The 20,920-nt window shown below is 55.2% G+C and carries 22 protein-coding genes; 9 read left to right on the top strand and 13 right to left on the bottom strand.

Annotated features, from left to right (window positions below):
• Positions 1-87: 87 nt before the first annotated feature.
• The gene (locus VH86_RS20215; protein ID WP_045833922.1) at positions 88-1,860 is read left to right on the top strand and encodes a sigma-54-dependent Fis family transcriptional regulator; all 1,773 of its coding nucleotides are present in this window, start codon (positions 88-90) and stop codon (positions 1,858-1,860) included.
• Here the strand turns inward: VH86_RS20215 and VH86_RS20210 are convergent.
• The gene (locus VH86_RS20210) at positions 1,857-2,348 is read right to left on the bottom strand and encodes a YajQ family cyclic di-GMP-binding protein (RefSeq protein WP_034831052.1); all 492 of its coding nucleotides are present in this window, start codon (positions 2,346-2,348) and stop codon (positions 1,857-1,859) included. The genes VH86_RS20215 and VH86_RS20210 overlap by 4 nt on opposite strands.
• 125 nt (positions 2,349-2,473) lie before the next feature.
• Here VH86_RS20210 and panE point away from each other — a divergent pair, with 125 nt between their 5' ends.
• Positions 2,474-3,394: a 2-dehydropantoate 2-reductase gene (gene panE, locus VH86_RS20205; protein WP_045833921.1), complete on the top strand. Its 921-nt coding sequence runs from the start codon at positions 2,474-2,476 to the stop codon at positions 3,392-3,394.
• Positions 3,348-3,959: a protein deglycase YajL gene (yajL, locus tag VH86_RS20200; protein ID WP_034831049.1), complete on the top strand. Its 612-nt coding sequence runs from the start codon at positions 3,348-3,350 to the stop codon at positions 3,957-3,959. Before panE ends, yajL begins: the two co-directional genes overlap by 47 nt.
• 169 nt (positions 3,960-4,128) lie before the next feature.
• Here yajL and thiI read toward each other — a convergent pair whose 3' ends face one another.
• Positions 4,129-5,577 (bottom strand): tRNA uracil 4-sulfurtransferase ThiI, encoded by a 1,449-nt coding sequence (gene thiI / locus VH86_RS20195; protein WP_038648586.1) that lies wholly within the window; start codon positions 5,575-5,577, stop codon positions 4,129-4,131.
• A gap of 233 nt (positions 5,578-5,810) precedes the next feature.
• Here thiI and xseB point away from each other — a divergent pair, with 233 nt between their 5' ends.
• From xseB to VH86_RS20175, 4 genes are all read left to right on the top strand, one after another.
• Positions 5,811-6,053: an exodeoxyribonuclease VII small subunit gene (gene xseB / locus VH86_RS20190; protein WP_034831045.1), complete on the top strand. Its 243-nt coding sequence runs from the start codon at positions 5,811-5,813 to the stop codon at positions 6,051-6,053.
• Positions 6,053-6,952 carry a (2E,6E)-farnesyl diphosphate synthase gene (ispA, locus tag VH86_RS20185; RefSeq protein WP_045813779.1) on the top strand — a complete coding sequence of 300 codons (900 nt, stop codon included), beginning with the start codon at positions 6,053-6,055 and terminating at the stop codon, positions 6,950-6,952. Before xseB ends, ispA begins: the two co-directional genes overlap by 1 nt.
• Positions 6,953-6,971: 19 nt before the next feature.
• Positions 6,972-8,837, top strand: a complete 1,866-nt coding sequence (dxs, locus tag VH86_RS20180; protein ID WP_038648591.1) for a 1-deoxy-D-xylulose-5-phosphate synthase — start codon at positions 6,972-6,974, stop codon at positions 8,835-8,837.
• A 62-nt stretch (positions 8,838-8,899) separates the two neighbouring features.
• Complete coding sequence (locus VH86_RS20175; protein ID WP_045833920.1) at positions 8,900-9,874, top strand: aldo/keto reductase; 975 nt, start codon at positions 8,900-8,902, stop codon at positions 9,872-9,874.
• 164 nt (positions 9,875-10,038) lie between these two features.
• Here VH86_RS20175 and pgpA read toward each other — a convergent pair whose 3' ends face one another.
• From pgpA to nrdR, 6 genes are all read right to left on the bottom strand, one after another.
• Positions 10,039-10,527: a phosphatidylglycerophosphatase A gene (gene pgpA / locus VH86_RS20170; RefSeq protein ID WP_038648594.1), complete on the bottom strand. Its 489-nt coding sequence runs from the start codon at positions 10,525-10,527 to the stop codon at positions 10,039-10,041.
• On the bottom strand, positions 10,517-11,494 hold the full coding sequence (gene thiL / locus VH86_RS20165; protein WP_045833919.1) for a thiamine-phosphate kinase: 978 nt from the start codon (positions 11,492-11,494) through the stop codon (positions 10,517-10,519). Before thiL ends, pgpA begins: the two co-directional genes overlap by 11 nt.
• A gap of 47 nt (positions 11,495-11,541) precedes the next feature.
• Positions 11,542-11,961 (bottom strand): transcription antitermination factor NusB, encoded by a 420-nt coding sequence (gene nusB / locus VH86_RS20160; protein ID WP_039330019.1) that lies wholly within the window; start codon positions 11,959-11,961, stop codon positions 11,542-11,544.
• A gap of 19 nt (positions 11,962-11,980) precedes the next feature.
• The gene (gene ribE / locus VH86_RS20155) at positions 11,981-12,451 is read right to left on the bottom strand and encodes a 6,7-dimethyl-8-ribityllumazine synthase (protein ID WP_038648599.1); all 471 of its coding nucleotides are present in this window, start codon (positions 12,449-12,451) and stop codon (positions 11,981-11,983) included.
• A 93-nt stretch (positions 12,452-12,544) separates the two neighbouring features.
• Positions 12,545-13,648: a bifunctional diaminohydroxyphosphoribosylaminopyrimidine deaminase/5-amino-6-(5-phosphoribosylamino)uracil reductase RibD gene (gene ribD, locus VH86_RS20150; protein ID WP_045833918.1), complete on the bottom strand. Its 1,104-nt coding sequence runs from the start codon at positions 13,646-13,648 to the stop codon at positions 12,545-12,547.
• 3 nt (positions 13,649-13,651) lie between these two features.
• Positions 13,652-14,101 (bottom strand): transcriptional regulator NrdR, encoded by a 450-nt coding sequence (gene nrdR / locus VH86_RS20145; protein WP_034831027.1) that lies wholly within the window; start codon positions 14,099-14,101, stop codon positions 13,652-13,654.
• 172 nt (positions 14,102-14,273) lie between these two features.
• On the opposite strand from nrdR, the gene lysM reads away from it, so the two are divergent.
• Positions 14,274-14,711: a peptidoglycan-binding protein LysM gene (gene lysM / locus VH86_RS20140; protein ID WP_045833917.1), complete on the top strand. Its 438-nt coding sequence runs from the start codon at positions 14,274-14,276 to the stop codon at positions 14,709-14,711.
• A gap of 15 nt (positions 14,712-14,726) precedes the next feature.
• Positions 14,727-15,290, top strand: a complete 564-nt coding sequence (locus VH86_RS20135; protein ID WP_045833916.1) for a DUF3251 domain-containing protein — start codon at positions 14,727-14,729, stop codon at positions 15,288-15,290.
• A 59-nt stretch (positions 15,291-15,349) separates the two neighbouring features.
• Here the strand turns inward: VH86_RS20135 and secF are convergent, their stop codons facing one another.
• The 5 genes from secF to queA are packed head-to-tail and all read right to left on the bottom strand — an operon-like array spanning position 15,350 to position 20,793.
• Positions 15,350-16,318 carry a protein translocase subunit SecF gene (secF, locus tag VH86_RS20130; protein ID WP_038648607.1) on the bottom strand — a complete coding sequence of 323 codons (969 nt, stop codon included), beginning with the start codon at positions 16,316-16,318 and terminating at the stop codon, positions 15,350-15,352.
• A 10-nt stretch (positions 16,319-16,328) separates the two neighbouring features.
• The gene (gene secD, locus VH86_RS20125; protein ID WP_072050631.1) at positions 16,329-18,176 is read right to left on the bottom strand and encodes a protein translocase subunit SecD; all 1,848 of its coding nucleotides are present in this window, start codon (positions 18,174-18,176) and stop codon (positions 16,329-16,331) included.
• 25 nt (positions 18,177-18,201) lie between these two features.
• Positions 18,202-18,534 (bottom strand): preprotein translocase subunit YajC, encoded by a 333-nt coding sequence (gene yajC / locus VH86_RS20120; RefSeq protein WP_034831018.1) that lies wholly within the window; start codon positions 18,532-18,534, stop codon positions 18,202-18,204.
• A 25-nt stretch (positions 18,535-18,559) separates the two neighbouring features.
• Positions 18,560-19,684 (bottom strand): tRNA guanosine(34) transglycosylase Tgt, encoded by a 1,125-nt coding sequence (gene tgt / locus VH86_RS20115; protein ID WP_038648613.1) that lies wholly within the window; start codon positions 19,682-19,684, stop codon positions 18,560-18,562.
• A 38-nt stretch (positions 19,685-19,722) separates the two neighbouring features.
• A complete protein-coding gene (gene queA / locus VH86_RS20110; protein ID WP_045833914.1) occupies positions 19,723-20,793 on the bottom strand; it encodes a tRNA preQ1(34) S-adenosylmethionine ribosyltransferase-isomerase QueA in 1,071 nt (356 codons plus the stop codon).
• Between the last annotated feature and the right edge of the window lie 127 nt (positions 20,794-20,920).

Here is a 20,920-nt window from a genome sequence, read left to right as displayed (position 1 = left end):
AATCCTCATCTGTGTTGCGTATCGCAACACCGCAGAAACCAAGCCGCTACAATGCTGCAACACTTTCGCTTAGGCATGAGGTTACCAATGCAGGGAAATTCAGCCGCGTCTGCCGTTAATACCAACCCGCTGTTAAGCGACTCCTGGTTTCGTAGCCAGCTGTATGGTCTCGACCGCACCGCCGATGATTTTCCTCGCGTCCGCCAGGGTGAGCTGGCTGATGTGCTGGCCAGTAATGCCGGGCTACAACAATTCGCCCAGCCGGTGATCAAACAGCTGGCGCAGAAACTGGCGGAAAAACAATCTGTGGTGATCCTTTCGGATGCCACCGGTTTGGTGCTGAACACCTTTGGCGACATGCAATCGATGGAGAAAGCGCAGCGATTTGCACTCGCTCCCGGCAATTTGTGGAGCGAATGCGGGCGCGGCACCAATGCAATTGGCACTGCACTGGCGATTGACGATGGCTGTGAAATTGAAGGCCAGCAACATTTTCTCACCTTGAATCAGGGGCTGTACTGCGCCGCCATGCCGTTGCAGATGCCCAACGGTCAGATTGCGGGCGTGCTGGATATCTCTGGCCCAGCGCACTTCCCGCATCCGCAAACGTTTCAGTGGGTCAAAGCCGCCGCTAAACAGATCGAGTATTTGTGGGTTAAGCAAAGCCTGCATCCCCAACAATGGTTGATGAGCCTGCACGTTGAGCCGCACGGCATTGATACCAGTGATGAGCTGCTGCTGGTGTTCTCCGATAATGTGCTCACCGCCGCAAACCGCCTGGCGATGCGTGAACTCAATCTCACCACCGAGCAGTTGGGCACCCTGACATTCCAGCAGCTGTTTGATCAACTGGAACAGCAGGCCAACACCATTCCTCTCCCGATTCATTTTGCCCAGCAGCGTTACTACTTCCGCCTGCGGGCACCGCACCGCACGCATTTCGCCACACCGAGCGAACCCGCCGCCGATCTTCCCTTCTCGCTGGGTCGTGATGGCGAGAAAATGGTGCGACTGATGAATGCCGGTGTGTCGTTGTGCATTCACGGTGAAACGGGCAGCGGTAAAGAGTATGTCAGCCGTGCGCTGCATCAGCAGAGCCGCTGGCGCGAGGGCAAATTCGTCGCCATCAATTGCGCTGCCATTCCGGAAGCGTTGATTGAATCAGAGCTATTTGGTTATCAGCCTGGCGCCTTTACCGGAGCCAGCAAAAATGGCTACATCGGTAAAATCCGCGAGGCGGATGGTGGCGTGCTGTTTCTTGATGAAATTGGAGATATGCCGCTGGCGCTACAAACCCGTTTGCTGCGTGTGCTGCAAGAAAAAGAGGTCGCGCCGCTCGGTTCCAGTCGCAGCTGGCCGGTGAATTTTGCCGTGATCTGCGCAACGCACCGTGATTTGGCGCAGCGTGTGGCCGAGGGCGAGTTCCGCGAGGATCTTCTCTATCGCTTGCAGGAATTTTCCATGACCATCCCGCCGTTGCGTGCCTGGCCAGATATCGAAGACTTTATTGGTCGGTTATGGATTGAGTTGGGCGGCGCAGATCGCGATATCCAGCTTTCTCCCGCCTTGCTGGCATCGCTGGCACAATTGCCATGGCCCGGCAACGTGCGGCAGTTACGCAGTTTATTGCGTGTACTGTTAGCGCTCGCCGATGAAGGCGAAGAAGTCACTGATGTGCATTTGCCAGCCGAGTATCGCCGAGTAGCGGCGGTGCCAGTGGAAGATAAGCAGAGCCATGATGAGCGGCTGATTAGCGAAACGCTTCAACGCTTCAATGGCAATATCAGTAAAGCGGCGGAGGCATTAGGTGTCGCGCGCAGCACGCTCTATCGCCGTGCCGCACGCGACAAACGCGATTAGTCGCGGAAGTTCTTGAACTGGAAGGGCTGACCCAGGTTGCCACCGCGCACCAGCGCCATCGCACCCTGCAAATCGTCACGTGATTTACCGGTCACGCGCAGCTCTTCACCCTGAATCTGCGTTTGCACTTTCAGCTTGCTGTCTTTAATCAGCTTCACCAGCTTTTTAGCGATATCGCTTTCGATACCCTTTTTCAGCTTGGCTTCTACGCTCCAGCTTTTACCGCTGTGAATGATCTCTTCTGGCACTTCAATCGCTGCGCCTTCAATGCCGCGTTTCAGCAGCTTTTCACGCAAAATATCCACCAGCTGTTTAACCTGGAAATCAGATTCGCTGGTGATTTTGATGGTCTCATTCTTTTCGTTGAGCTCAATGCTGGCGCTCACGTTGCGGAAATCGAAACGGGTTGAGATCTCACGGCTGGCATTCTCCACCGCATTACGCACTTCCGGCAGTTCGACTTCGGAAACGATATCGAAAGATGGCATCTTTTCTTCTCCTGATACTAAAGTGACATGCATAATACGCGTCTTATGGCGCTAATTAAACACGATACGCGGAAAGCTATACTTAACCATGTCGTGAAATTGAGAACCCGTCAGCGGGAGGCAAAATGAAAATTACCGTGTTGGGTTGTGGCGCCCTGGGTCAAATTTGGCTCGCCGCGCTCGCACGTCAGGGACATGAGGTTCAGGGCTGGTTGCGCGTGCCGCAGCCCTATTGCTCGGTGAACGTGATTGATCCGCAAGGACAGGTCAGCAATCACACGTTTATCGCCAACGATCCGCTGTTTCTTGCCGAAAGCCAGCTGTTGCTGGTGACACTGAAAGCGCCACAAGTTTCCCCGGCAGTCAAAAACCTGCAAAGCATCCTGCCTGCTCATGCTGCCATTTTGTTATTGCACAATGGCATGGGCACGCTGGAAGAGCTGAAGGAGTTGCAGCAACCGCTGCTGCGCGGCATTACCACCCACGCGGCGATGCGCGATGGCACGGTGATCAAACACGTCGCGCAGGGCATCACACATATCGGTCCCACCGGACGTGAAAGTGCCGCGATGAGCGATATCGCCGATATCCTGCACCAGGCTTTGCCGGACGTGGCCTGGCATGACAACATTGCTTCTGCCAGTTGGCGCAAACTGGCGGTGAACTGCGTGATTAATCCGCTTACCGTTGAACACGATTGCCAGAACGGTGCCCTGCGCGCCTGGCCGCAGCAGATTGCCACGCTGTGTGAAGAGATTGCCTGGGTCATGGAGCGTGAAGGCCAGCACATTGCGGTCGATAACCTGCGCGACATCATCTATGACGTCATCGACAGCACCGCAGCGAATACTTCCTCAATGTTGCAGGATGTGCGCGCACAGCGCCTGACAGAAATTGATTACATCACCGGCTACCTGCTGCGCCGCGCTCGCGCGCAGGGCATTGCGCTGCCGGAGAACACCCGTTTGTACGATCTGATTAAACGCAAGGAGTCCCAATATGAGCGCGACCGCATCGGTTCTGGTTTGCCTGGCACATGGCAGTGAAGAGATTGAAGCTGTCACCACTATCGACCTGCTGGTCCGCGCGGGCTTAAGCGTCACCACCGCCAGTGTCGAAAGCGATGGCACGCGCGAAATTATCTGCTCGCGCGGCGTGCGCCTGCTGGCCGATGCGCCACTGGTTGAAGTGGCGGATAACGACTACGACGCCGTGGTACTGCCTGGTGGCCTGAAAGGTGCGGAGACGTTCCGTGACAGCCCATTGCTGGTGGAAACCGTGCGCCAGTTTCACCTGGCAGGAAAAATCGTTGCCGCGATTTGTGCTGCCCCCGGCACGGTGCTGATCCCGCACGATCTGTTCCCTGTGGGCAATATGACGGGCTTTCCTGGCTTGCGTGACACCATTCCCGATAAGCACTGGATGGATCGCCGCGTAGTGTGGGATCCGCGCGTCAATCTGTTATCCAGCCAGGGGCCTGGCACTTCGATTGATTTTGCGCTGAAGCTGATTGATCTGCTGGTGGATAAGGAGAAAGCGCGTGAAGTTGCGTCACAGCTGGTATTAGCGGCAGGGATTTATAACTATCAGGAATTTGAAGAGCGCGAATAACCGCGTTGTGATGGGGTAAAACGCCTGTTTAGCAGCGTATTTCAACAGGCATTGCGATTTAACGGACCCCCGCGATTCAACACAGTCCCGATGATTTAGCGGACCTCGTAGCGGCGCGATTCATCGCCTGTATAGACGATGAATCACGTCGTTACCAGGTTTATCATCGTTACGGACGATAGACCTTCACGTTTTTAAAGCCTTGCTCATGCAGATACAGCGCCTGTAACCGGCTCATCACACCGCGATCGCAATACAGCAACCAGGTTTTGTTCTGATCCAGATCGCCAAACTGAGTGCTCAGTTTGTAGAACGGCAGGGATTTGACTTCAACGCCTTCCAGCGCCAGCGGTGATGCTTCTTGCTCATCCACAGAGCGGATATCCAGCACCACATCATCTGCGGTGAACGAGACCACCGTCTCCACTTCCACCACTTCTTCCTGTGCCTTCTCCGCAATCTCGCGGATATCGACGTTGCTGGCTTCCTGCACCATGCGATTGAGGATCTCGAAATCGAAGTTTTGCTCTTCCGCTTCGATCTTCGCTTTCACCGCTTTTACCGTTGGGCTTTTCGAAATCACACCGCAGTATTCCGGCATGGTTTTGGCAAAGTCTTCGGTGCCGATGTGGCGCGCCAAATCGATGATGTGCTCTTTATCATGCGAGATAAGCGGACGCAGGATAAGGGTATCCGAAGCGTTATCAATCAAACGCAGGTTGGTCAGCGTCTGGCTCGAGACCTGCCCCAGCGCTTCACCCGTCACCAGGGCTTGCACGCCGTAGCGCTCAGCGACCATGGACGCCGCACGCACCATCATGCGTTTCAGCACCACACCCATCTGGCCATCATCGACTTTCTCAAGAATTTCACCGACAACCGGCTCGAAGTTGATCGCCACAAAGCGTACGCGATGCGAACGACCAAAACGTTGCCACAGGTAATGCGCGACCTGACGGACGCCGATTTCATGCGCGGCACCGCCGAGGTTGAAGAAGCAGTAATGCACGCGGCAACCACGACGCATCAGCATATAGCTGGAGACGCCGGAGTCGAAGCCACCAGAAATCAGCGACAGCACATCTTCTTGTGTCCCGATAGGGAAACCACCCAGCCCTTCATAACGGCCGGTGATCAGCAGCAGACGATCGTCTTCAATCTCGAGATTGACCGTCACATCAGGATTTTTCAATTGCACACGTGCGGACTCAATGTGCTGATTGAGCCCGCCACCCACGTAACGCTCGACCTCAATCGAGCTGAAGCTGTGTTTGCCACGACGCTTTACACGCACGCAGAAACTTTTCCCTTCCAGGCGCTCACGATTCAGAGCCAGTGTCTGCTCGAAGATATCGTGCATATCGGTATAAGGCTGATCCTCAACCTCCAGTACATGGTGAATACCGGGAATACGCGTGAGCTCATCAATAACGACGGTACGCAGCGCTTCTTTTTTAGCGCGTACTTCAATATGGTCCCAGTGACGCACCACGGCGATTTCGTCGTCGACAGTACGCAGGGTATTGCGGATGTTGCCGGTCAGGATCTTGATAAAGCGCAGACGCACCGACTGACTTTTGATGGTGATTTCAGGGAAGAGCTTAATGATAAACTTCATGGCGACACAGCTTCGTTGGGCAAATAAGTGCTAAAACCATCGGCACTTAACTGTTAAAATCATATAATTACGGGTAACGCAGAGGCGCCCGCATCCGAGGCGCAAAAGTATACCACCTTTGTCAGATGACCGCTTCTGCAACCGCAATCACATTCATTATTTTGCTAATTAATCCTCGTCGGCTACCATGACCGATTGCAAGATGATTCCTAACCTGTGAGTCGACACTGATTATGCCGAAAAAAGCCGAAGCGCCAGCCAGTTTTGAAAGCGCATTGCAGCAGCTGGAACAAATCGTTAGCCGTCTGGAAAGTGGCGAACTGCCACTGGAAGAAGCATTGAACGAATTTGAACGCGGCGTACAGCTGGCACGCACCGGTCAGCAAACCCTGCAGCAGGCTGAACAGCGCGTGCAGATCCTGCTCAGCGACGATAAAGATGCCGCGCTCGCCCCGTTCACGCCGGAAAATGACTGATGGATTTCGCCAAATTACTCAACGCGTATCACGAACGCGTCAATCTGGCGTTGACACGCTTAATAGATCCACTTCCTTTTCAGAGTTCTCCTCTGGTGCAATCCATGCAATATGGGGCACTATTAGGCGGTAAGCGTCTGCGTCCGTTTTTGGTTTACGCCACGGGCGAGATGTTAAAGGCCGAGACGGCCAGCCTGGATGCGCCGGCCGCTGCCGTAGAGTGCATTCATGCTTACTCTCTGATTCATGATGATCTGCCCGCGATGGATGACGATGCATTACGCCGCGGACAGCCAACCTGCCATATAAAATATGGTGAAGACACAGCGATTCTCGCTGGTGATGCGTTGCAAACCCTGGCGTTTTCGATTCTGGCCGATGAGCCTATGCCCGGCGTCAGCCCGCAAGCGCGCATTGCGATGATTTCAGAACTGGCCCAGGCCAGCGGTGTGGCAGGCATGTGCGGAGGCCAGGCACTGGATTTGGCCGCCGAAGGCAAGCAAATCGACCTCGCTCAGCTGGAGCAGATTCATCGTCATAAAACCGGCGCATTGATTCGTGCTGCGGTGCGTCTTGGCGCACTGACCGCAGGTGAACGTGGCCGTGCGGCACTTCCGGTTCTGGATACCTACGCCAACGCCATCGGACTGGCGTTCCAGGTGCAGGATGACATTCTTGATGTGGTGGGCGATACCGCGGTGCTGGGCAAAACCCAGGGCGCGGATCAGGCATTGGGTAAGAGCACTTACCCGGCCTTGATGGGGCTGGAAAATGCCCGTCGTAAAGCATGGGATCTTTATCAGGAAGCACTGGGTGCGTTAGAGATTCTGGCGGCGCAGTCTTATAACACCACCGCATTACAAGCACTGGCAAGCTTCATAATTGAACGCGATAAATAACTTTCATAATGAGTCTCTGATGAGTTTTGATATTGCAAAATACCCGACACTGGCGTTAGCAAGCACGGTTCAGGAATTACGTTTATTACCGAAAGAAAAACTTCCGGTACTGTGTGACGAACTGCGTCAGTATCTGCTGGATAGCGTGAGCCGGTCTTCCGGCCACTTTGCTTCGGGTCTGGGCGTCGTCGAACTAACAGTCGCGCTGCATTATGTTTATAACACCCCGTTTGACCATCTGGTGTGGGACGTTGGCCATCAGGCCTATCCGCATAAGATTCTGACCGGGCGCCGCGATCGAATCGGCACCATCCGCCAGAAAAATGGCCTGCATCCGTTCCCGTGGCGCGGCGAAAGTGAATACGACGTATTGAGCGTCGGCCACTCATCGACCTCGATCAGCGCCGGATTGGGCATGGCTGTGGCCGCTGAGCGTGAAGGTAAAGGCCGTCGTACTGCCTGCATCATCGGCGACGGCGCCATCACCGCCGGTATGGCGTTTGAAGCCATGAACCACGCTGGCGACATTAAGCCTGACATGTTGGTGATCCTCAACGACAACGAGATGTCGATCTCAGAGAACGTCGGCGCACTCAACAATCGTCTGGCCCAGATTCTCTCCGGTAAAACCTACTCACGTCTGCGCGAAGGCGGCAAGCGTGTGTTGGGCGGCCTGCCTCCGATCAAAGAGCTGGTGAAGCGCACCGAAGAGCACCTGAAAGGCATGGTGGTACCCGGCACGCTGTTTGAAGAGCTGGGCTTCAACTACATTGGTCCGGTTGATGGACACGATGTCCTGACGCTGGTGAGCACGCTGAAGAACATGCGCGACCTGAAAGGCCCGCAGTTCCTGCACATCATGACCAAAAAGGGCAAAGGCTACGCGCCTGCCGAGCAGGATCCCATCGCCTGGCATGCGGTACCGAAGTTCGATCCGGCCAGCGGTTCTCTGCCGAAAAGCGCGCCAGGCCTGCCGAGCTACTCGAAAATTTTCGGTAGCTGGCTGAGCGAAATGGCTGCTGACGATCCGCGTTTAATGGCGGTGACGCCGGCGATGCGCGAAGGTTCTGGCATGGTCAGCTACTCTCGTGACTATCCGCAACAGTACTTTGACGTGGCGATTGCTGAACAGCATGCGGTGACCTTTGCTGCAGGTATGGCGATTGGCGGTTACAAGCCGGTGGTGGCGATTTACTCCACCTTCTTGCAGCGCGCTTACGATCAGCTGATCCACGATGTGGCGATCCAGAAACTGCCGGTGCTGTTCGCTATCGATCGCGGCGGCATTGTGGGCGCCGATGGGCAAACACATCAGGGCGCATTTGATATCGCCTTCCTGCGCTGTGTGCCCGAAATGGTGATCATGACGCCAAGCGACGAAAACGAATGCCGCCAGATGCTCTACACCGGCTATCACTATCAGGCTGGTCCGAGTGCGGTGCGCTATCCGCGCGGCACGGGCACCGGCGCCACGCTGGAGCCGCTCGCCAGCCTGCCGCTGGGCAAAGGTATTGTGAAGCGCCGTGGTGAAAAGCTGGCGATCCTTAACTTCGGTACGCTGTTGCCTGAAGCCCAGGCCGCAGCTGAAGCGCTTAACGCCACGCTGGTGGATATGCGTTTCGTGAAGCCACTGGATGAAGCCTTGATTGCCGAACTGGCCACCAGCCATGATTCACTGGTGACGCTGGAAGAAGGTGCCATCAAAGGCGGAGCCGGTAGCGGCGTCAATGAATACGTAATGGCGAAACGCCTGCGTGTTCATGTGCTGAACCTGGGTCTGCCAGACGAGTTTATTCCGCAAGGCACGCAGGAAGAGGTTCGTCAGGATTATCAGCTGGATGCCGCCGGTATTCAGCAACAAATCACTGACTGGCTGGCGCAGTAATCCCCTCCCCGCTCCTGCTGCTATGCTTAGGGCATTCCTAACGCATAAGAGCAGGAGCTCCCATGAAAACCATTCGTTTAGGCCAGACCGACTTACAGGTTTCGCGTCTCTGTTTAGGCTGCATGACTTACGGCGATCCGATGCGCGGCAATCACGCATGGACCCTGCCCGAAGAGAGCAGTCGACCGCTGATCAAGCAGGCGCTGGACGCGGGCATCAACTTTTTCGACACCGCCAACAGCTACTCCGATGGCAGCAGTGAAGAGATCGTCGGGCGCGCGCTGAAAGATTTCGCCCAACGCGATCAGGTCGTGGTGGCCACCAAAGTCTATTTTCCGCTCAGCAACCTTTCTCAGGGGCTGTCACGCAAGAACATCCTGCAGTCCATCGACGACAGCCTGACGCGTCTCGGCATGGAGTATGTCGACCTGCTGCAGATTCACCGCTGGGATTACGACACGCCGATTGAAGAGACGCTTGAGGCGCTGAATGAGGTGGTGAAATCGGGTAAAGCCCGCTACATCGGCGCTTCTTCGATGCATGCTGCACAGTTTGCTCAGGCGCTGGATCTGCAAAAGCAGAATGGCTGGGCACGTTTTGTCAGTATGCAGGATCAGTACAACCTGATTCAGCGTGAAGAAGAGAACGAGATGCACCCGCTGTGTGAACGTGAAGGTATCGCGGTGCTGCCGTGGAGCCCGCTGGCGCGCGGTAAACTGACGCGTCCATGGGGTGAAACCACCGCACGCTCGGTATCGGATAACGTCATGGAAAAACTCTATACCGGTACCGAAGAGAATGATGCGGCGATTGCAGAGCGTCTGGCGACCATTGCCGCCGATAAAGGCGTGACGCGTGCACAAGTGGCGCTGGCGTGGCTGCTGCATAAACCCGTGGTCACAGCACCGATTATCGGTGCATCACGCGAGCAGCAGTTTGCAGAGTTGGTGAAAGCGGTGGATGTGGCGTTGAGTTCAACGGATATCGCTGAACTGGAAACGGTGTATCAACCGCATCCAGTGGTGGGATTCGAGTAATTATTGAACCGGGTCGCCATAAACGGCGACCCTACCATGTTGAGTGCGCACAGTGGGTAATCCGTAGAGTGCACATTCTCAGCCACATTGGGCAAACCGTAAGATGCACATTCACAGTGACATTGGGTAATCCGTTGGGAGCGCATTGATGCGCACCTGCCGAATTAAAGCACCAGCCCCAATCCATACAAAATCACGGCGGAAATCACGCCCGCGATAATGTCATCGACCATAATGCCCATGCCGCCATGCACGTTCTGATCGAACCAGCGAATCGGCCAGGGTTTCCACATATCAAAGATGCGGAAGATGACAAACCCGGCCAGCACCCATTGCCAGCTCATCGCCGGAATCGCCATCAGCGTAATCCACATGCCGATAAACTCATCCCAGACAATGCTGCCGTGATCGTGCACGCCCATGTCTTTGGCGGTGCGATGGCAGAGATAAACGCCCACGCTAATGCCAATCAGCACCAGCAGAGAGTAAATCTGCAACGGCAAAAAGGTCATCAACCACCAAAAGGGAATCGCGGCAATCGAACCGGCGGTGCCTGGCATGATCGGGCTCAGGCCACTGCCAAAACCGGTTGCCAACAGATGCCAGGGATTGCTCAGGCGCAGGCGGCTTTTCGCTACATCTTTACTTCGCATTAAAGTGATCAAATCCCTTGTGATTAAAACGACGTGGCTTGCCATTTTCCAGCAGCGTCAACCCGTCGGCTTCAGGCGCAATCTGCCCGATGCAGGTATAAGGCACACCAAGATGACCCAGCGCCACGTCCAGCGCACCACGATTGACTTCCGGCACGGTAAAGCACAGCTCATAATCTTCGCCGCCACTTAACGCCCAGGTCAGCACCTGCTCCGTTTCAAAATGATCGCGCAAGGCCGCGGAAAGTGGCAACGCTTCCAGATTGAGGCGCGCACCGACGCGGCTCGCCGTGAGAATATGGCCGAGATCAGCAATCAAACCATCGGAGATATCGATCGCCGATGTCGCCAGATTGCGCAGCGCCTGGCCCTGCAATACACGTGGCATCGGGCGCAGATGGCGCTTGATCAACACTTCATGGACAGCCGGATCGTTCAGGCGATGACGATGTTGTAGCAGCGACAGGCCAGCCGCGCTGTCACCCAGTGTACCGGTGACAAAGATCCAGTCACCAGGTTTGGCCCCCGAACGCTTCAATGCGCGCCCAGTCGGCACCAGACCGTGAATACCCAACGTCAGGCTCAGTGGTCCGCGCGTGGTATCACCACCAATCAGCTGCATATCGTAATAATCCAGCAGCTCAAATAAGCTATCGCTGAATGCGGCCAGCCAGCTTTCATTCACTTCAGGCAAGGTAATCGCCAGCGTCAACCACGCCGGATCGGCACCCATTGCCGCCAAATCACTGAGATTCACGGCCAGCGCTTTGTAACCCAGATCGGCAGGATGGATATCACGCAGGAAGTGCACGCCCGCCACCAACGTATCGGTGCTAATGGCCAGCGTCTGTTTTTCGGGCACGTTCAGTAACGCACAGTCGTCACCAATTCCCTTCTCCACATCGCGGCGGGAGCTGGTAACGCGGTTAAAATAACGTGCGATCAGTTCGAATTCACCACAGGACATAAGTCAGGTCTCAATGAGAAAAAGGCCGGTAAACCGGCCTTTCGCATTTATTTTTTGTTGGGTCGAATTTGTGGGGCTGCTTTATCCAGCACGCCGTTGACAAACTTGTGACTGTCTTCGGCGCCAAACACTTTGGCCAGTTCGATGCCTTCGTTGATGGCTACTTTATAAGGCACATCAGAACGTTTGCTCAGCTCATACAGCGAAATACGCAGAATGGCTTTCTCAACCTGGCCCAGCTCTTCCAGCTGACGTGACAGGTAAGGCTTCATCAGACCGTCCAGGTACGCGCTGTTAGTCGCCACACCGGCCAGCAATTCGCGGAAATAGCTAATATCGACGTCTTTGACGTCTTGTTCCGCCAGAAACTGGTATTCCACATCGGCAATGTCGTTGTTCGACAGCTGCCAGGAGTAAAGCGCCTGGACAGCGCACTCACGGGCGCGACGACGAGCAGCAGGTTTCACAAAATTCCCCTTCCAAAAATCAGGCTTTGATGGCTTTCAATACGTTAATCATTTCGAGTGCAGTCAGGGCCGCTTCGGCGCCTTTATTACCTGCTTTGGTGCCGGCGCGTTCAATCGCCTGCTCGATGTTTTCGGTGGTTAACACGCCGAAAGTCACCGGAATTTCGCTGGTCATCGCCACGTTGGCAATGCCAGAGCTGGCTTCACCTGCCACATATTCGAAGTGGGCGGTGCCGCCACGGATCACGGTTCCCAGTGCCACGATTGCGTCGTGCTTACCGGCTTTTGCCAGTGCGCGCGCTGCCAGAGGCAGTTCGTAAGCGCCTGGAACCCAGACCACAGTGATGTTTTCTGCTTTAACCTGGCCAATACGCTTCAGCGCATCGACCGCGCCATCCAGCAGGCTGTCATTAATGAAGTTGTTAAAACGCGCAATGACGATGGCAATGTTAGCATCAGGCGCGGCAACAGGAGCTTCGATAACTTTCATACATATCCTTTGGGTGTTTGATTTATGGCCCCGCAGAAGGGGGCGGATTCTATCATACTCTTCGACAACGCGCTCAGGCTTTTCAGTCGGTGCTTAAGCGGGCGTCAGGGTCAGTCGCAGGTCTGCGCCAACCTTGCGTACGTCACTAAACTTCAGCGCTGGCGCATCGGACAATTGTTCCAGCCCAGGCAGTTCACACAGGCCGCGCGCCGCATTGCCCAGCAGCTTTGGCGCCACGTAGACAATCAGCTCATCGACCAGTCCAGCCTGTAACAGCGCCCCCGCCAGACTGGCACCAGCTTCGACCCACACCGTGTTAATCTGACGCTGGCCGAGCAACATCATCATCGCCACCAGATCCAGTTGTTCTCCGCGCAGCGGCACCGCAATTTGGCTGACGCTGTCTGGCCATGTTTGCTGATCGGCTTCAGTACGCATCAGCCAGGTTTCACCAGGTTGTTCGATCAGACGGTGTTGTGGCGTGACGCGCTGCTGGCTGTCGATCACTACCCGCACCGGTTGGCGCAGCGTGGCTTCATCGAGTTGCTGACGCACATCCGCGTTAAGCTCATTCCAGCGTACGGTCAGTGAGGGATCATCCGCCAGCACAGTGGCACTGGAGGTAAGAATAGCCGAACTCTGGGCACGTAATTGTTGCACATCGCGCCTTGCCGCCGCCGAGGTTATCCACTGACTTTCGCCACTGGCCATCGCGGTGCGCCCATCAAGGGATGCGCCGAGTTTGAGCTGAATCCACGGGAAGCCGGTACGCATACGTTTCAGAAAACCACGATTCAATGCTTCCGCTTCGCTCATCATTAAACCGTGGCTGACTTCAATGCCGGCCTGCTGCAAGCGATACAATCCACGCCCCGCCACTTGCGGGTTTGGGTCTTGCATTGCCGCTACCACGCGGCTGACACCCGCGGCAATCAACGCGTCGCAGCACGGCGGGGTTCGACCATGATGGCTGCAGGGTTCCAGCGTGACGAAGGCCGTCGCGCCTTTGGCTTTTGCTCCGGCCATGCGCAGCGCGTGTACTTCAGCATGCGGCTCACCGGCGCGGTGATGCCAGCCTTCGCCGACAATCTCGCCGTCGCGCACAATAACACAGCCCACATTAGGGTTCGGTGTGGTGGTGAAACGTCCGCGTCGCGCCAGTTCCAGCGCGCGCGCCATGTAGCGTTCGTCAGTCATGGCTTAGTCCTGTAAGCGGGCGATCTCTTCGCCAAAATCACGGATATCTTCGAAGCTGCGATACACCGAAGCAAAGCGGATGTAGGCAACTTTATCGAGCTTCTTCAGCTCTTCCATCACCAGATTGCCCACCAGTTTGCTGGGAATTTCGCGCTCGCCGGTCGCGCGAAGTTGCGTTTTGATATGATTCACTGCGTTATCGACGGCGTCCGCGCTCACCGGGCGTTTCTCCAGCGCCTTCATCATGCCGCTGGCAAGCTTATCTTCGTTAAAGGGTTCACGCACATCGTTGCTTTTCACCACGCGCGGCATGACTAATTCAGCCACTTCAAAGGTGGTAAAACGCTCATGACACACCAGACACTGGCGGCGGCGACGCACCGAAGAACCTTCACTGACCAGACGTGAGTCGATGACTTTGGTGTCCACAGCGGAGCAGAAGGGGCAATGCATGACGTTTCCTGTCGCGAGATAAATAGGCCACACAGTGTAGCGCGATCTCGGGAGCAACTGAATACACGAGACCGAATCACCGCCCGGCTCACAGTCGCAGTACGCGCTCCGCTGTAAACCTTAAAAGCCACTAAGCTTAAACAGCCAATCCGGCATATTTGCAGGAGGTCACATGGGTCTGTTCAATTTCGTGAAAGAAGCAGGTGAAAAGTTATGGGATGCCGTCACCGGCGCTGACGATCCCAGCAAAAAATTACAGGATCACATTAACCAACTCGGCTTACCTGATAGCGACAAAGTTAAAGTCGATGTGCAAGGCGATACCGTTACTGTGAGCGGTGATGGCATCTCGCAGGAGTTGAAAGAGAAAATCCTGGTTGCCGCCGGTAACGTGGCAGGGATTACGAAGGTCGATGACAAGGTCACCGTCACCGACAGTGCGCCAGAAGCGGATTTCTATACGGTGAAAAAAGGCGACACCCTGAGCGCGATTTCCAAACAGGTTTACGGGAATCCTAATGAATACAACAAGATTTTCGCAGCAAACAAGCCAATGCTGACGCATCCTGATAAGATCTACCCAGGCCAGGTATTACGTATTCCGAAATAACAGAAAGGACAATGCATGACGATCAGGACGTTTTGGGCGCCCGCCGCACTTTCGCTGCTGGTGCTCAGTGGTTGTAGTTCAACGCCGACTTCACCGCAGGTCAAAGAGTTACATCAGGAAGTCAGCCAGCTTAACCAGCAGATGCGCAAACTCACCAATCAGGCAACGGCGCTGGAGATTCAGGGGCAACTGAATGGGCAGTCAACCCAGGGGGCATGGTTGCTACCGCAAGCCAACACTCCCGTCGAGTTACAGACGCAAGTGGGCAAATTGCGCCTGTCACTGTCTCGCGTCGAGGGGGAAGCCAGTGGTAGTCGCGCCAACCTGAATATCCGTTCCACCGATGACCAGCCGGTCCCCGCGCTGAGCGCCACCGTGGTGTGGGGTGAGCTGGATCCAGCCAGTGGCAAACCGCTGAATGCGGAGAGTTTGAGCCAGACCATTCAGGTTGAGGCGAGTCTGATGCCACGCAGTTCAGTGACGGTGCCGCTGCGCCTGAGCGGACTGACGCCGGAGCAACTCGGCTATGTGCGCGTGCATGATGTGCAGAGTGCAACAGCCACCAAAACGGCGCCCTGATCAGCAGGCATAAAAAAACGGGCTGCCCTCGGGCAGCCCGTTTCATTTCATCAGCAGAATTAAGGCAGGATCGAAGGCTGATCTGCGCCCTCTTTCTCCACTTTCTGCACCAGCATGTGTTCACGCTTCATACCCAGTTTCAACGCCAGAGCAGAAGAAACATAGATAGATGAAACGGTACCGATGGTGACACCGATCAGCATGGTCAGCGAGAAGCCTTTCAGCAGCGCGCCACCAAAGATGAACAGAATCAAAATCATCGCCAACGTGGTCAGCGAGGTGATCAAGGTACGGCTCAACGTCTGGGTCAGCGACACGTTAGTAATATCGTAGGAAGAGCCGCGACGAATTTTGCGGAAGTTCTCACGAATACGGTCGGAAACCACGATTTTATCGTTAAGCGAGTAACCAATCACCGACATCAGCGACGCGACAATTGTCAGGTCGATCTCGATGTGCGACAACGCCAGAATGCCACAGGTGATGATCACGTCGTGCGCCAGTGCCAGCACGGTGCCCAGCGCCAGGCGCCACTCAAAGCGGAAGCCGATATAGATCAGAATCGCAATCAGTGCCGACAGCAGCGCCATCGCACCGGCTTGCGCCAGATCGCTACCCACGCTTGGGCCGACGAACTCAATGCGCTTCACGGTCGCGTTTTGCTGCGTCGTCTCATTGATGGAGGTCACGACTTTGTTGCCCAGTTCCTGACCTGCTGCACCGGTGGCTGGTGGCATACGCACCATCACGTCACGGCTGCTGCCAAAGTTCTGCACCAACGGCTCCTGGAAGCCTGCTTTCACCAAACCTTCACGCAGTGCGTCCAGATCGGCCGGTTTTTCCAGGTTAATCTCAATCACCGTCCCGCCGGTAAAGTCGAGGCCCCAGTTGAAGCCACGAACGCCGATAATGGCGATAGACGCCACAATCAGTAAACCAGAGATGATGAAAGCCAGCGTATCCCAGCGCATAAAGTCAACGACCTTACGCCCGTGGTTTAGCTGCTCAATACTATATTCCTGTGCCACAACGCACTCCTCAGATGGACAGCTTGTTGATGCGTTTGCCGCCGTAAACCAGGTTAACGATGGCACGGGTGCCGACGATAGCGGTGAACATTGAGGTCGCGATACCGATAGCAGTGGTAATCGCAAAACCTTTAATGGAGCCGGTACCGACCGCATAAAGAATGATAACTTTGATCAGCGTGGTGACGTTGGCGTCGACGATACTGGAGAAGGCGCCTTTGTAGCCCTCATGAATCGCCTGCTGTACCGAGCGTCCGTTACGCAGTTCTTCTTTGATACGTTCGTTAATCAACACGTTGGCATCGACAGCAACCGCCAGCGTCAACACGATACCGGCAATGCCCGGCATGGTGAGGGTCGCCCCCGGCAGCAGTGACATGATGCCGACAATCAGCACCAGGTTGCACAGCAGCGCGCTGGTCGCAATCAAACCAAACTTCTTGTAGAACACCACCATAAAGATGATGGAGGCGATCAGACCCCACAAGCAGGCTTCGAGACCCTGAGTGATGTTCTGCTGGCCCATGGTTGGACCGATAGTACGCTCTTCCACAATCTGAATTGGCGCGATCAACGCACCGGCACGCAGCAGCAGCGACAGCTGACGGGCTTCGTTCGGGTTGTTGATACCGGTGATACGGAAGCTGTTACCGAGGCGCGACTGAATGTTCGCCACGTTAATCACTTGCTCCTGTTTCACCAGGATAGCACGACCGTTCGCGTCTTTCTTACCGCTGTCCTTGTACTCCACAAACAGGGTCGCCATCGCTTTACCGATGTTGTCCTTAGTGAAGTTCGACATCATGTTACCGCCCGCGCCATCCAGTGAAATATTCACCTGCGGCTGGTTGTACTCGTCCATGCTGGACGTCGAATCGGTAATATGGTCACCGGTCAGAATCACACGCTTGTACAGCACCACTGGCTGGCCTTCACGCGTCTCTTTCACTTCCGAATCACCCGGCACACGGCCACTTGCCGCGGCAGTTGGATCAACGGTGGTGTTGACCAGACGGAATTCCAGGGTCGCAGTGGCACCCAGAATCTCTTTGGCACGCGCCGTGTCCTGAATACCCGGCAGCTCAACCACGATGCGGTCAGAACCCTGACGCTGCACCAGTGGCTCGGCAACGCCAAGCTGGTTGACACGGTTACGCAGGATATTGATGTTCTGCTGTACCGCATACTCACGGGCTTCGCTTAGACGCGCATCGGTCATCACCGCACGCAGCGTATCGCTGCCGACGCTGGAGATCACCAGATCGCGATGACGCGGTGATAAGTAGCTGATCGCCGCATCACGGCTGGCGCCGTCGCGGAAACGCACTTCTACACCGTAGTTAGCGATTTTATTGACGTTGGTATACGGGATGCTTTTGTCGCGCAGGTCACTGCGCAGGCCATCGGCATTCTGCTCCTGCAGTTTGCCCAGAGCGGTATCCATATCCACTTCCATCAGGAAGTGTACGCCGCCACGCAGATCAAGGCCGAGTTTCATCGGCTGTGCAGCCAACATGGTCAGCCAGCGCGGGGTTGCCGGCGCGAGGTTGAGTGCCACAACATAGTCATCGCCTAACGCAGTGGTAATCGCATCACGCGCGCGCAGCTGCACATCCTGATTGTCAAAACGGGCCAGAATGGCGCCATTTTCCAGAGCGAGGGATTTGCTCTGGATATTATCTTGTTTTAATAAAGTCTGGATCTGATCCAACGTCTGTTCACTGGCGGCGCCACCGCGCGCACCAGTGATCTGAACGGCCGGATCCTCACCATAAAGGTTAGGAAGCGCATAGAGCAGGCCGACGAGAATCACGACGACCAGCATGATGTACTTCCACAAAGGATAACGGTTTAACACGGCAGTTCCCTTCGGGAAGAAAAAATTACAGCGCCTTCATAGTACCTTTCGGCAGAACGGCGGCCACGAAATCACGTTTTACAACTACTTCAGTGGTGTCGTTCAGGGCGATAGAAACGTAGCCGTTGTCAGCCACTTTGGTCACACGACCTACCAGGCCACCGCTGGTCAACACTTCATCACCTTTAGAGATGGAATCCATCAGCTTCTTGTGATCTTTAGAACGTTTCTGCTGCGGGCGCAGAATCATGAAATAGAAGATCAGACCAAACACCACCAGCATGATCACCAGAGAATAAGGACTTCCCTGAGACGGAGCGCCTGCTGCGGCAACGGCGTCAGAAATGAAAAAGCTCATTAAATTTCCCTCATTGATAGAATTATCAGACGTTTAACGGTGGAACCGCTTTACCCGTCCGTTGGTAGAACTCGCTAACAAAGTGCTCTAATTTACCCTCTTCGATGGCCTTACGTAAACCCGCCATCAGACGCTGGTAATAGCGCAGATTGTGAATCGTATTCAGACGTGCGCCCAGTATTTCGTTACAACGATCAAGATGATACAAGTAGGCGCGGCTATAATTGCGACAGGTGTAACAATCACACTCCGCATCCAGCGTTGCCGTGTCATCTTTATACCTGGCGTTACGGATTTTCACCACGCCATCGGTCACAAACAGGTGACCATTACGCGCATTACGCGTTGGCATGACGCAGTCAAACATATCGATACCGCGGCGAACGCCTTCCACCAGATCTTCTGGCTTGCCGACGCCCATCAAATAACGCGGTTTATCTTGCGGAATTTGCGGACAGACGTGTTCCAGGATTCGGTGCATGTCCTCTTTAGGCTCACCCACCGCCAGGCCGCCCACAGCGTACCCATCAAAGCCGATATCTACCAGACCTTTAACCGAGACATCTCGTAAATCTTCGTAAACACCGCCCTGAATAATGCCGAACAGCGCGTTTTTATTCCCGAGTGAATCGAAGCGATCGCGGCTACGCTGTGCCCAACGCAGTGACATCTCCATGGAACGCTTGGCGTAATCCCAGTCGGCTGGATACGGCGTACATTCGTCGAAAATCATCACCACGTCTGAACCGAGATCGTACTGAATTTCCATCGATTTTTCCGGATCGAGGAAAATCGGGTCGCCGTTGATCGGGTTACGGAAATGCACGCCCGCTTCGGTGATCTTACGGATGTCACCGAGGCTGAACACCTGGAAGCCACCGGAGTCAGTGAGGATCGGTCCCTGCCAGTTCATGAAATCGTGCAGGTCACCGTGCAGTTTCATGATCTCCTGGCCCGGACGCAGCCACAGGTGGAAGGTGTTACCGAGCAGGATCTGCGCACCGGTATCTTTCACTTCTTCCGGTGTCATGCCCTTCACGGTGCCGTAGGTGCCCACAGGCATAAATGCTGGAGTTTCCACGACACCGCGATCGAACACCAGACGGCCACGGCGTGCGCGTCCGTCGGTGGTATCTAATTCAAATTTCACATTAACCTCATTAGATAATCAGAGAAACAGTCTGATTATTAAGCTCCAACCACTTCGTCAGGAGCCTGTGGATTACGGGTGATGTACATGGCATCCCCGTAGCTAAAGAAACGGTACTGCTCTGCCACCGCGCTTTGATAAGCCGCCATGGTATTTTTGTAACCGGCAAATGCCGACACCAGCATAATCAGCGTCGATTCCGGCAGATGGAAGTTGGTGATCAGCGCATCAATCACCTGATAGTGATAGCCCGGATAGATGAAGATCTGCGTGTCGTCGAAGAAGGGCGCAATCAGCGCATCCTGAGCCGCCTGCGCCGCGCTCTCCAGAGAACGCACGGAGGTGGTGCCAACCGCGACCACTTTGTTGCCGCGCGCTTTACACGCCAGCACGGCATCCACCACATCCTGCGGCACTTCGGCATACTCAGAGTGCATGATGTGGTCGTTGATGTTCTCGACGCGCACCGGCTGGAAGGTACCTGCGCCAACGTGCAGCGTGACAAACGCCATTTCGATGCCTTTGGCGCGCAGCGCGTCCAGCAGCGGTTCATCAAAATGCAAACCGGCGGTCGGTGCGGCTACCGCACCCGGACGCGCGCTGTAAACGGTTTGATAAAGTTCACGGTCTGCTTCTTCATCCGGACGATCAATATACGGCGGCAGCGGCATATGGCCGACGCTGTTCAGGATATCCAGCACTGCGCGATCGTCGGCAAATTCAATCTCAAACAGCGTATCGTGACGCGCGACCATGGTGGCTTTGACGCTTTCGTCATCGCCCAGCAGCAGTTCTGCACCCGGCTTCGGCGCTTTCGAGGCACGCACATGCGCTAGCACGCGTTTGTCATCCAGCATGCGCTCCACCAGCATCTCGATTTTGCCGCCACTGGCTTTGCGGCCGTAGACACGCGCCGGGATCACGCGGGTATTGTTAAACACCAGCAGGTCGCCCGGATTGAGTTTATCCAGTACGTCGGTAAACACTTCATGGCTTAACACCCCACTTGGGCCATCCAGCGCCAGCAAGCGGCAACCGCTGCGCTGCGCCTGCGGATAGTGGGCGATCAAAGATTCTGGCAACTCAAAAGCAAAATCGGCTACACGCATGCATCACTTCTTTCAGGACTCAAAAAACAGGCGGCATAGTTTAGCGGAAAAGCGGGAAATTCTGAACAACTGGCTGCATCTCTGTGCTGCTGCCTTTACACAACATCATTCGAGGTATAGAAAGGTG

The organism is Pantoea sp. BL1 (assembly GCF_000963985.1).
Lineage (GTDB): Bacteria > Pseudomonadota > Gammaproteobacteria > Enterobacterales > Enterobacteriaceae > Pantoea > Pantoea rwandensis_B.
Note: the sequence above shows the minus strand (reverse complement) of the source record. Positions and strands in the feature narration are given on the sequence as shown.

Coding starts and splice junctions, on each gene's coding strand:
- VH86_RS20210 (WP_034831052.1), bottom strand. CDS start 2,348: ATGCCATCTTTCGATATCGTTTCCGAAGTCGAACTGCCGGAAGTGCGT.
- ispA (WP_045813779.1), top strand. CDS start 6,053: ATGGATTTCGCCAAATTACTCAACGCGTATCACGAACGCGTCAATCTG.
- yajL (WP_034831049.1), top strand. CDS start 3,348: ATGAGCGCGACCGCATCGGTTCTGGTTTGCCTGGCACATGGCAGTGAA.
- panE (WP_045833921.1), top strand. CDS start 2,474: ATGAAAATTACCGTGTTGGGTTGTGGCGCCCTGGGTCAAATTTGGCTC.
- xseB (WP_034831045.1), top strand. CDS start 5,811: ATGCCGAAAAAAGCCGAAGCGCCAGCCAGTTTTGAAAGCGCATTGCAG.
- ribE (WP_038648599.1), bottom strand. CDS start 12,451: ATGAAAGTTATCGAAGCTCCTGTTGCCGCGCCTGATGCTAACATTGCC.
- queA (WP_045833914.1), bottom strand. CDS start 20,793: ATGCGTGTAGCCGATTTTGCTTTTGAGTTGCCAGAATCTTTGATCGCC.
- lysM (WP_045833917.1), top strand. CDS start 14,274: ATGGGTCTGTTCAATTTCGTGAAAGAAGCAGGTGAAAAGTTATGGGAT.
- thiI (WP_038648586.1), bottom strand. CDS start 5,577: ATGAAGTTTATCATTAAGCTCTTCCCTGAAATCACCATCAAAAGTCAG.
- VH86_RS20215 (WP_045833922.1), top strand. CDS start 88: ATGCAGGGAAATTCAGCCGCGTCTGCCGTTAATACCAACCCGCTGTTA.
- dxs (WP_038648591.1), top strand. CDS start 6,972: ATGAGTTTTGATATTGCAAAATACCCGACACTGGCGTTAGCAAGCACG.
- ribD (WP_045833918.1), bottom strand. CDS start 13,648: ATGACTGACGAACGCTACATGGCGCGCGCGCTGGAACTGGCGCGACGC.
- VH86_RS20135 (WP_045833916.1), top strand. CDS start 14,727: ATGACGATCAGGACGTTTTGGGCGCCCGCCGCACTTTCGCTGCTGGTG.
- nrdR (WP_034831027.1), bottom strand. CDS start 14,101: ATGCATTGCCCCTTCTGCTCCGCTGTGGACACCAAAGTCATCGACTCA.
- pgpA (WP_038648594.1), bottom strand. CDS start 10,527: ATGCGAAGTAAAGATGTAGCGAAAAGCCGCCTGCGCCTGAGCAATCCC.
- yajC (WP_034831018.1), bottom strand. CDS start 18,534: ATGAGCTTTTTCATTTCTGACGCCGTTGCCGCAGCAGGCGCTCCGTCT.
- VH86_RS20175 (WP_045833920.1), top strand. CDS start 8,900: ATGAAAACCATTCGTTTAGGCCAGACCGACTTACAGGTTTCGCGTCTC.
- thiL (WP_045833919.1), bottom strand. CDS start 11,494: ATGTCCTGTGGTGAATTCGAACTGATCGCACGTTATTTTAACCGCGTT.